Origin of the sequence: Desulfosporosinus sp. HMP52 (genome assembly GCF_000765145.1) — a bacterium.
GTDB lineage: Bacteria > Bacillota > Desulfitobacteriia > Desulfitobacteriales > Desulfitobacteriaceae > Desulfosporosinus.
This window is the reverse complement of record NZ_JMGA01000022.1, coordinates 87,562-102,230: the sequence shown is the minus strand read 5'-3', so window position 1 is coordinate 102,230 and position 14,669 is coordinate 87,562. Positions and strand designations below refer to the sequence as shown.

Below are 14,669 nucleotides of genomic sequence, written 5' to 3'. Positions count from 1 at the left end.
TCAAAAAGAGGTTATGTATATAAGGATTGTACGTTAATATCCTATTCAAGCTAATTATGGAAGTTCGAAATAATTAGAAATACCTTTGGCAATTGCTCTAGATAGTTGTTCTTGATACCAAGTCTGTTGTAGCTTCTTCTGTTCCTTAGCACTCGAAAGATAACCAACCTCTACGATTACAGCGGGCATACTAGTGTTTTTAATAATATAAAAATCTCCAGGTTTGGCAACCCTACGATTCATCCCATTTATTTTTATCATTTCTTGTTGGATTAATTCCGCCAATCTTTTTCCAGATTCTGATTTATAATGGTAAAATGTTTCTGCCCCAGAATTTTGACCTGTTTTAGTTGCATTGACATGTAGGCTCACAAATATATCTGCCTTCTCTTCTTTGGCCATTTCAATCCGATGATTTAAATCAATTTGTTTCTTTGTCGTCTTTCCTTTAACTCCATCAGGAACATAATCAAGATCTTCCTCACGTGTAAGAAAAACTTCAATACCACTTGGCTGCAACATCTCCTTAACTTTCTGGGCAATCTTTAGATTAATGGCTTTTTCATAGACACCTTTAGATGAAACTGCTCCAGGATCATACCCTCCGTGCCCAGGATCAAGCATTACCACATAGCGGTTTTCAAATTGACTAATTACGGCTGCAGAGCCTTGCCAAAATACCGAGAGTACTAGTGTACCCATAACACCAATGACAAGCAAAATAGCTAGCTTTGTTCCAATAATCACCTTCGGCCATCGCATTTTAGCACTCCCCCAATTAGCGATTCTTCTTAATGATTATGTGCTGATAAATAAAGATATACTTTCAGTTCTTAACAAAAAAGAAGCCTTGGCTTGACCTAAGGCTTCTTTCCATTTATTTAAGTTGAAGTAACGGCTTAAGTGTTATGAAAGGGCTGAATTATTGAACATATACTGTGACGGTTCGAACTCCCCATGATAAAGCAGCTTGTCTAGAATCCATATAAAGGTCGACACGCTCTCCACGGATTGCTCCACCGGTATCAAGAGCTTTGGCATAACCATACCCTTCAACATAAACTGACTTTCCTAGCGGAATCACTCTGGGATCAACTGCAATAATTCCTTTACCAACCGATGCGCCGGTAGCGGTTTTCCCTCCTGGCATACAATACGCAGACGCTTTCATGACATAAGCTCGTTTAAAGCTAATGGTATTTCCCCCCCTGGAAATTGTCGTCTGTGTACCGCGGGAAACAACTTGATTTGTGGGAGGTTTCACAACCCGTTGGTTGAGTATTTCACGATCTACTTCTTTTCCATCCTCAAGTGTCAGTCTTACTGTCTGTTCTTGAAGACCGTTAGAGCCCCGACTGACTATTCTATCCGGTAAGCCAAGGGGGTAATCAGCAGGTTGAGCAACTATTTGATAGGGGATCTCACTTTTTACGGTCTCAATAGGATGGGTAACCCGAACCACATTCAGTTGGTCATTAGGCTCCAACATATGGTCAAGAGCTAAAGAAATTCTATCTTCTGCCCCTAAGGTTATACCAAGCTTGTTGAGAGCGTCAGCCACAGTTCGTGGTGCAATATAAGTATCTATTTTTTTTCCGTCAGCACTAACTTTAATAGGGATTGATCTAAGTACTTGGATATCCATGTTATCAGTTACTGATTCCGATAATGCAACATTGACTTCATCCACATCTTTGATCTCAAGCTTATAACGTTCTGATAACTCGCTAAGAGCTTCACCTACTGTTTCTTTAGCCGTTCGGGTGTTAAAAATCTGACCATCAACTGAGAGATTAACTGGAACGCTGCTTTTTACATCAACTGCCATCCCACTGGTAACTTTGGTATCTATTGAAGGACTCACAATATCTTCTGGATAAAACTCAATTTTCGACGAATGCTCAAGTGCCTGGCCTACTGTCCCATAAAGAGTTCTGATACAAACCTGTTTGCCATCTATATTGGCATTGATAGTCTTCACATTGTATAAAACTGTTATGCCTGCAACCAGTATGATACCGACCAAAGCAACTGCAATCTGAGCAATACGAGATTTCCGAACTAAGGTTACTACCTGAGTTGGATTCTTCTGAAACATTAAATCCCTCCAAAATTACTGATAACAACTTCATTTTAAGGCATAGGTGGTCACTTGTCAAAATATTTTTACATTATTTGGCATTTAATATATGTATTCTTACGGGCTTTCGGCCCCAATCAATACATTGTCTTAGTGTTGAGAAAAAGACATCAATTTTATGGCCACGAATATTTCCGCCAGTATCTGCAGCTATTGCATATCCGTACCCTTCAACATAAACCTGACTTCCCATAGCTATTACTCTAGGATCGACTGCAATCAACCCTTCTCTCGGTTTAATACCTGTAGCTGTATTATTTCCTGTAAATGTATAGGCAGTTGCTTCAACGTTTAAAGTTTTAGCAATACTCAACTTACTCAAATCCAACTCTAACTTGCCAGCTTCAAGCTTTGAGTTGTCAATAATAACCTTCTTCTTCGGAATGAGTTGAGTGTTTCGGAGAACGACTTCATTCTTTGGCTTTTTAAGTTCATAGAATGATTGAACTTGCTGATCTACAGGTTGTCCACCGATCTCAAAGGTCTTGATAACTTGACGTCTAATGCCATTTTCCCCTTTAACCTGGATCTGACTAGTTCCCGGTGGGATTTTCTCGGATTCAACAAATTCAGTTTTAAAAGGCAACTCCATATCAACTATTGCTATTTTACTCGTCCTTGACTCTATATCACCTAATTGTAAATTCAAGCTTCGCGATTCTGATTGATCAAGTACACTAGGCTCCTGCGGGCTAAAGCCTCGAAATCCCCGACTCATTTGCCTAGGTTTGTTCAATCCTTGCTTAACTAAACTCTCACTACCTTTTTTGACTGTTAGAGTACCTTCAGTGAAGTCATTCGTTCTTACACTTTTTAAACTTATGGAATCAACTAATTGTACTGATGGTTTAAACGTCTTCCCGCTATCTCCTTCATATAGTGATGAGTACCTGGTACCTGCGGCTAATACTGCTAAACTCCCAAAGTATACGCTCAACGCCTTTGTTTTACGCCAATAATCGGAATAAGTAGTAATCGGCAAAGAATACATTTTACCCCTCCTTACAAAAAGCGTATGAAGTTTTCACAAAAAAAAGAACCTTCTAAAATGAAGGTTCTTTTAGTCTAAAGATCGTTTCTGCATTTTGCATAGTTGCAATTGCTGCATCCTCAAAGCTCATATTTTTAATTTCAGATAATTTCTGCACAATTTCCCGAACATAGGTGGGTTCGTTACGTTTTCCCCGGCGTGGCTCCGGAGTTAAATAGGGGGAATCTGTTTCTACTAACATTCTATCTAGGGGGATGCGCTTCGCCACCTCGACGGTATGGCGGGCGTTTTTATACGTAACGGGCCCAGCAAAAGACAAGTAAAATCCTAATTTCAAAAGAATTTCTGCCATTTCCCAGGATCCTGAGTAACAGTGAAATACCCCCCCATACTGCGGAGGATTAGCTTTGACGATCTCTAAGACATCCTGGTGGGCATCGCGATTATGGATAACAATCGGCAATCCAATTTCATTAGCGAGCTTTATCTGTTGAATAAATACCTCTTTTTGAATAGGCCGTGGAGATAAATCCCGGTAGTAATCCAGACCAATTTCACCCCAAGCCAGAACTTTTGGCTTCTTAGCAAGCTCTAGCAGACTATTCCAGGTATCCACTGTAACATCTTGAGCGTTATGAGGATGTATTCCAATCGCTGCGTAGATAAAACTGTAGTCCTCAGTCAACTTGACAGATCGTTCCGAGGAAGGCAGATCATAGCCAACATTTGTTACCCTTGAAATCTGAGCTGACTGAATTCGAAGTAAAACTTCCTGAAAATCTTCCGCATAGCTGGGATCATCGATATGCGCATGTGTATCCCAGATCATTTTACCCGCGCCCCTCCGGGAAGATCCTTGTTGACCGTAAGCACTTCCAAGACTTCTCCTTGTGAGGCTGCTAATATCATACCCTGGGAAGTAATTCCTCTTAGCTTGGTAGGTTTTAGATTAGCAACTACAACGACATACTGATTGATTAGATCCTCTGCTGAATAATGTTTGGCAATACCGGAGACTATTGTACGAACTTCTCCTGCTATTTCAACTTCTAACTTCATCAGCTTATCTGTTTTTTCTACTTTTTCCGCACTTATGACTTTTCCCACACGCAAATCAATTTTAGCAAATTCATCAATACTGATTTCTTCTTTAATCGGTTCAAATTCGAGAACAGGCATTTCTAAACTTTCTGTGGGAGCGTTCTGTTTTTCATCCACCGTTTTCGTCTCCTCTGGTGTTAAATACTCTGTCATATCAATTCTTGGAAAGAGAGGTTCTCCCTTTTCTACCTTAATCCCCTCTTCAAGAATACCCCATTGATCTGCTTCTTCCCATTTGATGAGTCTTTCATCTTTGCCAAGCAGCCCGCAAATCTTAGCGGGTAAACCAGGCATAAAGGGAGCTGTCAGGATTGCCATGATCCTAATACATTCTACAAAGGTGTAAAGAACCGTGTCTAAGCGTTCCTTCTGATCCTCTTGTTTAGCTAGTGACCAGGGAGCTGTCTCATCAACATACTTATTGCATCTTGCGACAAACCGCCATATTTCTTCCAGTGCACTTGCAGGATCACATTTCCTTAAGCTTTTATCGACGGCATTTTTGACCTCCGTACTTAAAGCCTTTAATTCCAGTTCCAGAGCTTGTTCTTGACCGGGAGGAGGAACTATTCCATCTCTAAACTTAACAACCATGGCCAGACTTCGAGATATAAAATTCCCGAAATCATTTGCTAAATCGCTGTTTAGCCGTTCTACCACATTATCCTCCGAGTATGTCCCATCTGTTCCTACTTGCATCTCACGCAACAAGAAATAACGAATGGCATCTGACCCATATCTTTGGATCAAGGCAAAGGAGTCTTGGACATTGCCTCGGGATTTAGAAATTTTCCCACCATCTTTAGTTAAATACCATCCATGTCCATAAATTACTTTAGGCAGCGGAACATCAATTGCCATTAAAATAATTGGCCAAATAATCGCATGAAACCGCACAATATCTTTTCCCATTATATGAACATCAGCGGGCCAATAGTTTTTATAGTTTTCCCCGTCAGGGTAACCTAAGGCAGAAATATAATTTATTAAAGCATCAAGCCACACATATACCACGTGCTTGGGATCAAAGGGTACTTTAATTCCCCATTGAAATGTAGTGCGCGAAACACAAAGATCCTCTAAACCACCTTCAATAAACTTAACCATTTCGTTACGCCTCGAAACGGGTTGGATAAAATCAGGATGTGTATTGATATAGTCTAGCAAGGCTCCTTGATATTTAGAAAGACGAAAGAAATAGCTTTCTTCTTTCAGTAATTCAACATCTCTTCCACAATCGGCATTTGGGCACTTACCTTCATTTAATTTGTTTTCCATCCAGAACGTTTCACAAGGGGTACAATACCAGCCCGAATACTCTGACTTGTAGATATCTCCCTGTTCGTATAATTTGGTGAAGATTTGTTGAACAACTTTTTGATGGCGCTCCTCCGTTGTTCGGATAAAGTCGTCATTGGAAATATCTAAAGCTCTCCATAAATCTTTAAACCGTTCCACGACCCCATCAACGTAACTTTTTGTATCAGTATTGTTTGCTTCTGCAGTACGAACAATTTTCTGGGCATTCTCATCGGTTCCCGTTAAAAAGTAGACCTGATCCCCTTGCAATCTATGATAACGAGCTAAGGCATCTGCAGCAACCGTTGTATAGGCCGTTCCAATATGCGGACTTGAATTTGGATAAAAAATTGGGGTTGTTATATAGTATTTCACGCTAAGTCTCCCTCTCAAAATATCTTTTTGAATTAATAATATATAAATTAATATTTGTCAAGTCTGCCCATGATTAAGAATTAATATGTAAAGTAAGGGATTTCTTGTACAGGCTAATAATACCAGCAAAAACTTTGAAAAAATGGGTTGACTTTATATGGAACGATTGGTATCATAAGTCTGTAGTTTTGTGTCGAATGTTGTTGCAAAGGAGTGGGGGAAAAATGATGAAATCAACTGGAATCGTAAGAAAAGTAGATGAACTTGGCCGTATTGTATTACCGATAGAGCTTCGCCGCACTTTAGGTATTGACGAAAAAGACGCCCTGGAAATCTATGTAGATCAAGAAAAAATTATCCTCAAAAAGTATGAGCCTGCTTGTGTATTTTGTGGTAATGCAAGCGATATTCAACTTTTCCATGGCAAAAATGTTTGCCGAGAATGTGCAGTTGCTATGGGAGAAAACGTGGCCGCTAATTCTGAATCAAGTTCAAAAGCTGTTTAAGTTAGCCTATACATAGACAATCAACTAGCATAAACTCAAAATTCGAAGGCCATATGGCCTTCTTTTTTATGCTGGATTAAAAATCCCGTTTTGATTAACTATCTGTTGTTTCGTCAGTCAAGAGCGCCTGATAAACATCGGATTTCCTTACCCCATATCGCTTTGCTACTTCCTTCATAGCCTCTTTCTTACTTAATCCTTGATCTATTCGTACTTTAACCTCTGAACACCATTCAACGGGGCCTCCGACGGGTTTTACGGGGATGTAGGGTGCAATTATTATGCAACATTCACCACGAGGTTCAGTCTCCTCAAAAGCTTCTTTGAGTTCTAGCGTAGTCCCCTTATGCACTTGCTGATGTAACTTAGTTAACTCGCGGACTACCGCTGCCTGTCGATTGCCAAAAAACTCTGACATTCCTTGAAGAGTAGCTACCAAACGGTGTGGAGCCTCATAAAAAATCTGTGTTAGCGGCAGATTGGCTAATTGCTCCAGACTCTGTTTCCTTGCTGTATTTGAAGAAGGCAGAAAGCCATGGAAGGCAAAGTGTTCCGTAGGCATTCCCGATAGAACCAAAGCCGTCAGAGCCGCATTAGGTCCCGGCAAGACATCAACCGGAATATTTTCGGCTAGACAAAGGTTGATAACCTCTATTCCCGGATCGGAAATACCAGGCAGCCCGGCATCTGAGATCAGGGCGATTGCCTGCCCACCTTTGAGCTTTTCAACTAATTCTACAGATTGCTTCTTTTCGTTATGAGCATGATAACTTATCATGCGAGTATTAATCTGATAATGTTGTAATAGTTTTCTTGAATGACGTGTATCCTCCGCAGCAATAAGATCTACTTCCCGAAGTGTATCCAATACCCGCAGGGTGATATCTCCTAAATTTCCTATCGGAGTTGCACATACATACAATGTGCCTTTAGATAACATACCTTTGGCTCCTTGTATATTTAAGTTCTCTATCCACTAGTCTTTCCGTAAAAAGCCCATACAAAACAAACAATCGCCCTCTAAAGGTTGCCCGAAGTGAAGGTGACAAACGTGAAACCCTTCTTGATACAGACGGACAAGATTGTCATGCGCAACCCCTTGAATGTGCTCGGCGTTAGCAATAACACGTTCTGTTTCTTTCTCCGGAAGAGTACATTCCCGCCTTAACTTAGTATTTTCATCTTCTAACGCTTGCACATAGGGCTTCAAACGGTTTACCTCTTCTAATAAGGAGCGCAATTTTTCTTCCACTTCTGTAAGTGCCTGCGTCAGTTGGCTCATACTTTTTCACTCTTTTCTTTGGGCTTTTCCCCTTTCCTGTTACGTTGATGTTTCCCCTCCGTTTTGGGTGAATAAACACTTTCGACTCGAGGGTTTGATTCATCCTGGATTTCAATTGTCTTATGTCCGGCTTGAGGATTTTGTCGCCCACAATGTTCTTTATCCTCAGGTCTGTAACAACCATTTTCATATTTTAAGCAACACATAAGACGACCGCAAATCCCAGAAATCTTAGTTGGATTTAGGGAAAGCTTTTGGTCCTTAGCCATACGAATCGAGACAGGCTCAAAATCGCCTAAGAATGAAGTACAACAAAGAATCCGTCCACAGGATCCAACTCCTCCTAGCATTTTTGCCTCATCCCGAACTCCAATTTGGCGAAGTTCTATTCTCGTCCTAAATATGGCGGCTAGATCCTTCACTAGTTCTCTGAAGTCAACTCGTCCTTCTGCTGTGAAGGAGAATATGATCTTATTTCCATCAAATGTATACTCCACATCTACCAGTTTCATTGGTAAATGATGTTCGGATATTTTCTTTAGGCATATTTGAAAAGCATCCTTTTCCTTAAGTCTATTTTGCTCTACAAATAATTCATCTGCCAATGTCGCCTTACGCATAACCTGCTTTAAAGGGAGCACTACTTCTTCATCTGCAACCAGACGAGATGGAATTACTAATTCTCCAAATTCGATACCTCTTGCTGTTTCAACAATTACCTTATCCGATACAGCAAGTGTAAGATCTCCTGGGGCAAAATAATATATTTTCCCTGCGTGTTTAAAGCGAACCCCTACGACCTCAATCACTGCGAACCCCTCCTTGTTGAAATAATTCTAATGCTAACACCTCAATCACTAATCTGGGATTAGCTTGTTGTCGTAGTACATCGATCGCTTTACCGATCTCTAATAATTCCAACGGACGAATGGTGTTATTCTTTATCCCTTCCTCAGCTTGTACAGCCATAACCTGTAAATATAGAAGGGCTTGGTTCTTGTCGATTGGAAAAAGCGGAAACAGTTTCAAAAAATTTCTCTCTTCCACCGCCGTGCGAAACTTCTCTAACCAGTCTTTGATTTGCTGAATACCATATTGCACTATTTCAGTTGCCAGATTATGATTGTTTCCGCTTAAGCGGAAAGCCTGAGCTGCTTCAAAGTCGTCAACCTCTCCTAAGCTGCTTAACCATTTTTCCTCGGAGAGATTAGGAAAAAATACCAATTGGGCACGGCTTTGTATTGTAGGTAAAATTCCTTCGGCATTCTCAGCACACAATATAATTATAGTTCGCTCAGGTGGCTCTTCAATAACCTTCAACAAGGAATTTGCCGCCGGCAATGTTAACAAATCTGCCTGTTCTACGATAGATATCTTATAGTCCCCTTCGTAGTGCTTAAGGTATAACCTTTCTTGCCATGAAAGAACTTGTTCAATCCCAATTACCGCTTTTTGTGCTTTCAACCATGAAACTTCAGGATGGTTCCCACTAAGGATCTTACGGCAGGGTGGACATACATTGCATGGCCCTTCAGATGTACTGTTATGGCAGTTCAAAATTTGCGCCAAACGAAGAGCTACCTCGCGCTGGTGAAGTTTACTTCCTCCATGAAACAATAAGAGATGAGCCAATCTGTTTTCCAGGGCAGCTTTTTCTAATAGAGTCAACTGTAGTTTCATGAAATCTTATTACTCCCCATCTTCATCCTTAATCCTCCTCAACTATCCAAATTGTCTGATCCCGGAAACCATCCCATCCTTGCCATCTTTTCCCTTCCGAAGCAAGCAGCGTTTTTAGAACTTCATAAGTTATTTCTTCGCCCATTACAATGACAGGAATTCCTGGTGGATAGAGTGAAATAGTTTCTCCGACAATATGACCCAAACTCTCCCTAAGAGGAATTTTACGTTTAGAGGCAAAGAAAGCTTCTCTGGGGGAGAGAATGGAGGTAGGTAATGGCGGAATTAATCCCCCTTCATGTTTCTGTACCTTAGTTGCTGGGGTTAGTGAAGGGGCGAAATCTCTTAAATTTTCTAGTCCTTTGGTAAGCCATCGAATATCCTCAGGAGTGTTCCCAATCCCTAATAAAAATAGAATGTTCTCTTCATCCCATAATTCTGGTTCAATACCAAAGGTTTCTCTAAGGTATTTTACACAGTCAGGTGCAGAAATACCTAAAGGATTTGTGTTTATAACAATCTTTGACCAGTCAACTGAATGAATACCAAAAGTTCCGGCATCTTTAGAATTAAGAATCCGATAACAATTATTTAGTTTTTTATGAAGCCTATCTACTTCTTCTTTAAGATTCTCCCATCTCCACTTATCCAAAGCAAACTCTGCTGCTCGTTCTAAAGAAGAGACAAGCAAATAGCTCGGACTTGAAGATTGTAAGAGTTCTAAGCTTTGTTTTAATCGAGGGCGGCTTACTCTTGATCCCTGAATATGTAACATTGCCGACTGAGTCAAAGAACTTAGGGTTTTATGGCAACTATTCAAGACAAGATCAGCACCCAGTTTTAAGGCACTTCGAGGAAATAACTCGCTGAGATAATGTGAGCCATGAGCCTGATCAACAAGAATCGGTTTATTATAACCTAATTGTGATCTTTCAGCCAATAAACCTTCCAGATTAAAAGTTGTTCCATAATAACTTGGGTAGGTGACATGACAGCCCATAACCTCTTCCCACCTAATATGCTGCTTCCTAAGCTCCAACCCTAAAGGAAGATTAAACTCTGGATGAACCCGTGGGATTAGATAATCCGGCTTTAACCCACTTAGTACCAAGCTCGACATTACAGAACGATGAGAACTTCTTTCCACTACAATGGGTTTGTCCCCAGTGTCTTTTAATGCCAGAAACATTGCCTGATTCCCAGCTGTCCCACCATTAACAAGAAAAAAAGTTTCCTCCGCTCCAAAAATCTTCGCCGCTTGTTTTTGGGCCAGAGCAATAATTCCACTTGGAGAATGCAGCATATCCAGACCCGGAAGTTCAGTTAAATCAAAACTCAAAAAGTCGTAGCCATTAAAAAACTCCTGTCGACCTTTATGTCCAGGAGTATGGAAAGAGCAGTATCCTTGTTTGTGATAATGGCTCAATCCTTCTCCAAGTTCACCCACGTAACAAAAACCCTCCATTTATCCATAAATGTACGAATACAATTTTGACAGGGTACAATCTTAGTTTAACATGGATTAGGAAATATTTCATCCAAATGGCAACTCCTGTTTATTTAACTTGAACATTATTTTCATATTCCAGATGATCTTCTAATAAAAAATCCCTTTTATTAAGAACATAAACTCCTGATATTCTGGTGACCCCGGCTCTGCTGAGAACAACTCCTGTTGACATTCCGAACAAAAAAACATTCCTTGTATTCTAAACCCATCATATAATCCTTCTTTCGGAACCTTCGTACAACGATAACACACGGGCAAAACTTTTCCCCCGTTTTCTAGAATACTTGGATTGTTATCAGTCACTTCTAAAGAGGGCTGAGCAGTGATTGTAGTTTTAGCCATAATTAAATTCCTCCTATTTACTTCTAACCCTAGTCTTGCCCCTCTCCTTCTGAATTAGTCGCACTGCTGCTGGACATTCCGGTATGATGAACTGTTACTTTAACGTCAAAGGAAACTGGAAAATCGGAAACTTCTTGCTTCCAGCGTTCTTTTAGACTCTTCCAATACTTAGGGTTTCTTTGCTCTATATGCCTTCCAATCCCTAGAAAATCAAAACCTAATTCTCTTTGTTTTTTAATGGCACTCTCGCATTCCTGCTGAATTACTTTAGCAAAGCTTTCTTCTGCCTCTTTTACTAATTCTACCCAATCCGACCCGGACAGTTGTCGATCCAGCCCTAAAACTTCATCAATCGCAATGCTCGTTCTTACTTGATAGTTTAAACCAATATTTTCGCCATCTGATTTAACTTTATACCTCGTATTAGATTTCAGGACTTGACCACTAAACTTCACAGTGCTTTCCTTGAGATCCACAGTATTAATTAACCGGTTGAATACATCATCTTCCAGCCACATATACCCTTTTGTTTCTTCATCGTTTAGAAAATCAACTAATTGATCTCCATTCAAAACTCCTGCTCCTTCAATTCGAATCTCTCCGGCCTCATCAGCTTTTTCTGCTTTATAGTGAATCCTATCTCCATCCTTAACTGCTTCAACAACCGGCAGGATAGGGGCGGTGCTTTTAGTGCCCAAAACTGTAAGGTAATGCCCTAACCGTACCATTGGAAAGGCAGATAGTTCATGTCCTCCTTCAATAATACTTCTAATATATAATGCCGGCAGCTGCTCGGAGCGCAGCTTTAAATTTAACACGTCTTCAGCCTTGCCTCGAGCAATAACCAGATACATTGAACGGCGAAATTCTGCAAAACGCTGAGCAAAATCTAACATATTGTTAAAGCCTCCAGCTTTTGCAACATCCTCCCCAATGACGATTACCTTTAATGAACCCATAAAAGGGGTTCGATATGCTGCTTTAGATACTATGTCAAAGGCTTCTCTAACGCTTGAGGCTTCCGCACCTAAAGTCCGTTCTTCAGTTTCCGCCCCGCTGTTACCTCCCTTTTTCGTCTTTGCATATTGTTGTGTAACTAGATATGTTCCTGGCTTTTCTCCCAGATCAAATCCTATTCCCATCAGAGGGGCTAAATCTTCTACTTCTCGCTTTCCCCAACATCCTGATATAGATAAAATTAAAAACAGACTGAAAATCATTAGTCCGGTCATATACTTTTTTCTGCTACTTTTCATGAGACACCCACTTTCTTCTTCCAGTGAGAAAACGTCCATATCGTGAGTATCCATAGACTTGCAAAAGGAAAAATAAGATAATTATCAACAAGTCCTATTTCTACAACTAAGCCAGGCCCTCGCTTATTATTTAGGGCAACCCCCATAAATATCATCCCGACAACTAAATGACTCTTAGTTCCTTTAAGCCCGAATAGACTTTCTAAGCTCCAAAGAACAACGAAAAAGAAGGCGCAAATCTTTATTACCAATGCTCCAAACCATGCTCCTAAAAATAAGGATTCAACTCCGGCAATTGTTCGACTTACCTCTACCATTTTCCCTAATACCAATAAACCATAGACTAAGTTAACAGTTTCAGAAGGTCCAAATATCACTATCTGCATTAAGACAACTAAGGTATTCATAAAACCTACTAAAAAAACTGCTAACCATACCCCCTTTTTCAAAGAAGTAAACTCTTGCTTATCGGCTGGTAGAAAAGGTAAAATTCCAGCAAGAAACAGAATGTACTCCATTACAAACGGAGTTACTTTGGAACCAGCCAAAATAATTGGGATTATTCCTTGACCTAAAATTGGCATTAGTTCACCTTGTTCTATACGTGGTATGGAAAGCCCCATATTCAACACTAAGGCAATGACAATTAGAGGAAAGACCACTTCGGTAAAACGCGTGAATACTTCAATGCCCGATCTAGCTAAGTATAAGACAAGTAACAATCCCCCCAGGTAAAACATCTCAATTGGGGTTCGCGGCATAATCGATGATTCATAAATATCCCCGATTTGTCCTAACAATAAACCACCAAAGTAACTCATTATTAATATATAAAGTACACCAATTATTTTACAAACCCATTTTCCCAGCAACATTTCGGTCATCTGTAGTAAGTTCTTTTGAGGATACTTTTTGTACAACGACATAATCATCAAGCCATATGGGATCCCTAAGGCAAAGCCAGGCAACACAGCCATCCAGCCATCCCGGTCGGCGACCCCAGTTGTCAGTGAGGCTATGGGGAGAAAGGTCGTCCCCATAAGTACGGCTGCTCCTAATATAGTAAATTGATGTGAGGAGATTCTTTCCATTTCTTCAGTATCCAGCTCCCCTCTTCCAACGCATAACTCCCCAGAGAACCGGTATCCAAAGAGATACAAAAGGCATAATTATGTATTCACCAACAAGTCCAATTTCATTAATTAAAGAAGGTGCTCTAACGTTTTTAAAGGCAATTCCTAGAAATATGATAGCTATTACATGTCGCCATTTGACACCTTTTATACCAAAGACACTTTCCAAACCCCAAATTGCTACAAAAAATAGTGATCCTATCTTTATGACTGCAGCAGCAAACCAAACACCTAGAAATAAGGATTCCACTCCCGAAACTGTCCGACTTACTTCTACCATTTTTCCTAATGCCAGTAATCCGTATACCAAACGAATAGTCTCTGTTGGCCCAAAAACAAGCATTTGGATCAGTGCTATAAGGGTGTCAAGAATGCCTGCCCAGAATACAATTTTCCAAGCTCCCGTTTTTAGTTGACCAATTGCTTTCTTATCCGTAGGCAGATAAGCAATAACTCCGGCCAAAAAAAGCATATATGTCATTACAAAAGGAATAACTTTCAATGAGCCCTTAAAAATAGGTATTAGTCCCTCCCCTAGGATTGGCAGAAGTTCTCCTTGCTCAATTCGTGGAATAGACAGTCCTACGTTTAAAAGTATTGCCACCACGATCAAAGGGAAGGTTATCTCAGAAAAGCGGGCAAAAACTTCAATGCCCGATCTGGTTAGGTATAGAACAAGAATGATCCCGCCTAAGAAAAAAATCCAGAGAGGAGTTAGTGGCATAATTGATGTTTGATAGATATCTCCAACTTGCCCCAGCAATAGACCCCCGAGGTAGATAGCACATAATAAATAAATTATCCCTATTAGTTTTCCGATCCACCTTCCAAAGGCCTCTTCTGATATCTGTAATAAATTTCTACGAGGATAATACTTCATTAGAGACAATATCATCAGACTGTAAGGAATTCCCAGTGCAAATCCCGGCAGAACACTCATCCAGCCATCTCTCCCCCCGACTAAAGCAACTATGGAGGCCACGGGAAGAAATGTGGTTCCTAACAATACCCCAGCTCCTAAAGTTGTGAATTGATGTGCCGAAATTCTTTCCAT

The 14,669-nt window shown here is 40.4% G+C and carries 15 protein-coding genes; 1 reads left to right on the top strand and 14 read right to left on the bottom strand.

Annotated features, from left to right (window positions below; all coding sequences use genetic code 11):
- Positions 1-54: 54 nt before the first annotated feature.
- From DP73_RS10405 to metG, 5 genes are all read right to left on the bottom strand, one after another.
- Positions 55-762, bottom strand: a complete 708-nt coding sequence (locus tag DP73_RS10405; protein WP_034599334.1) for an N-acetylmuramoyl-L-alanine amidase — start codon at positions 760-762, stop codon at positions 55-57.
- Positions 763-922: 160 nt separating this feature from the next.
- Positions 923-2,098: a 3D domain-containing protein gene (locus tag DP73_RS10400; RefSeq protein WP_034599331.1), complete on the bottom strand. Its 1,176-nt coding sequence runs from the start codon at positions 2,096-2,098 to the stop codon at positions 923-925.
- Positions 2,099-2,171: 73 nt separating this feature from the next.
- A complete protein-coding gene (locus DP73_RS10395; RefSeq protein ID WP_034599328.1) occupies positions 2,172-3,131 on the bottom strand; it encodes a 3D domain-containing protein in 960 nt (319 codons plus the stop codon).
- A gap of 52 nt (positions 3,132-3,183) precedes the next feature.
- A complete protein-coding gene (locus tag DP73_RS10390) occupies positions 3,184-3,960 on the bottom strand; it encodes a TatD family hydrolase (RefSeq protein WP_034599326.1) in 777 nt (258 codons plus the stop codon).
- A complete protein-coding gene (metG, locus tag DP73_RS10385) occupies positions 3,957-5,906 on the bottom strand; it encodes a methionine--tRNA ligase (RefSeq protein ID WP_034599325.1) in 1,950 nt (649 codons plus the stop codon). The genes DP73_RS10390 and metG overlap by 4 nt, the downstream gene beginning before the upstream one ends.
- Before the next feature lie 227 nt (positions 5,907-6,133).
- Here metG and DP73_RS10380 point away from each other — a divergent pair, with 227 nt between their 5' ends.
- Entirely contained in the window at positions 6,134-6,412 is a 279-nt protein-coding gene (locus DP73_RS10380) for an AbrB/MazE/SpoVT family DNA-binding domain-containing protein (protein WP_034599323.1), read from the top strand.
- Between the two features lie 94 nt (positions 6,413-6,506).
- Here DP73_RS10380 and rsmI read toward each other — a convergent pair whose 3' ends face one another.
- The 9 genes from rsmI to DP73_RS10335 all read right to left on the bottom strand — a co-directional run bounded on the left by rsmI (position 6,507) and on the right by DP73_RS10335 (position 14,669).
- Entirely contained in the window at positions 6,507-7,352 is an 846-nt protein-coding gene (rsmI, locus tag DP73_RS10375) for a 16S rRNA (cytidine(1402)-2'-O)-methyltransferase (RefSeq protein ID WP_034599320.1), read from the bottom strand.
- A gap of 36 nt (positions 7,353-7,388) precedes the next feature.
- Positions 7,389-7,694, bottom strand: coding sequence for an initiation control protein YabA (locus DP73_RS10370; protein ID WP_014901066.1), 306 nt, complete (start codon positions 7,692-7,694; stop codon positions 7,389-7,391).
- Complete coding sequence (locus DP73_RS10365; RefSeq protein ID WP_034599318.1) at positions 7,691-8,503, bottom strand: stage 0 sporulation family protein; 813 nt, start codon at positions 8,501-8,503, stop codon at positions 7,691-7,693. The genes DP73_RS10370 and DP73_RS10365 overlap by 4 nt, the downstream gene beginning before the upstream one ends.
- Complete coding sequence (locus DP73_RS10360; RefSeq protein ID WP_034599315.1) at positions 8,496-9,374, bottom strand: DNA polymerase; 879 nt, start codon at positions 9,372-9,374, stop codon at positions 8,496-8,498. Before DP73_RS10360 ends, DP73_RS10365 begins: the two co-directional genes overlap by 8 nt.
- A 28-nt stretch (positions 9,375-9,402) precedes the next feature.
- A complete protein-coding gene (locus DP73_RS10355; RefSeq protein ID WP_034599314.1) occupies positions 9,403-10,821 on the bottom strand; it encodes an amino acid decarboxylase in 1,419 nt (472 codons plus the stop codon).
- Between the two features lie 150 nt (positions 10,822-10,971).
- On the bottom strand, positions 10,972-11,226 hold the full coding sequence (locus DP73_RS10350; protein ID WP_034599312.1) for a sigma factor G inhibitor Gin: 255 nt from the start codon (positions 11,224-11,226) through the stop codon (positions 10,972-10,974).
- 29 nt (positions 11,227-11,255) lie between these two features.
- The gene (locus DP73_RS10345; RefSeq protein ID WP_034599310.1) at positions 11,256-12,482 is read right to left on the bottom strand and encodes a Ger(x)C family spore germination protein; all 1,227 of its coding nucleotides are present in this window, start codon (positions 12,480-12,482) and stop codon (positions 11,256-11,258) included.
- Entirely contained in the window at positions 12,479-13,573 is a 1,095-nt protein-coding gene (locus tag DP73_RS10340; protein WP_034599308.1) for an endospore germination permease, read from the bottom strand. The genes DP73_RS10345 and DP73_RS10340 overlap by 4 nt, the downstream gene beginning before the upstream one ends.
- 4 nt (positions 13,574-13,577) lie before the next feature.
- Positions 13,578-14,669, bottom strand: a complete 1,092-nt coding sequence (locus DP73_RS10335) for an endospore germination permease (RefSeq protein WP_034599307.1) — start codon at positions 14,667-14,669, stop codon at positions 13,578-13,580.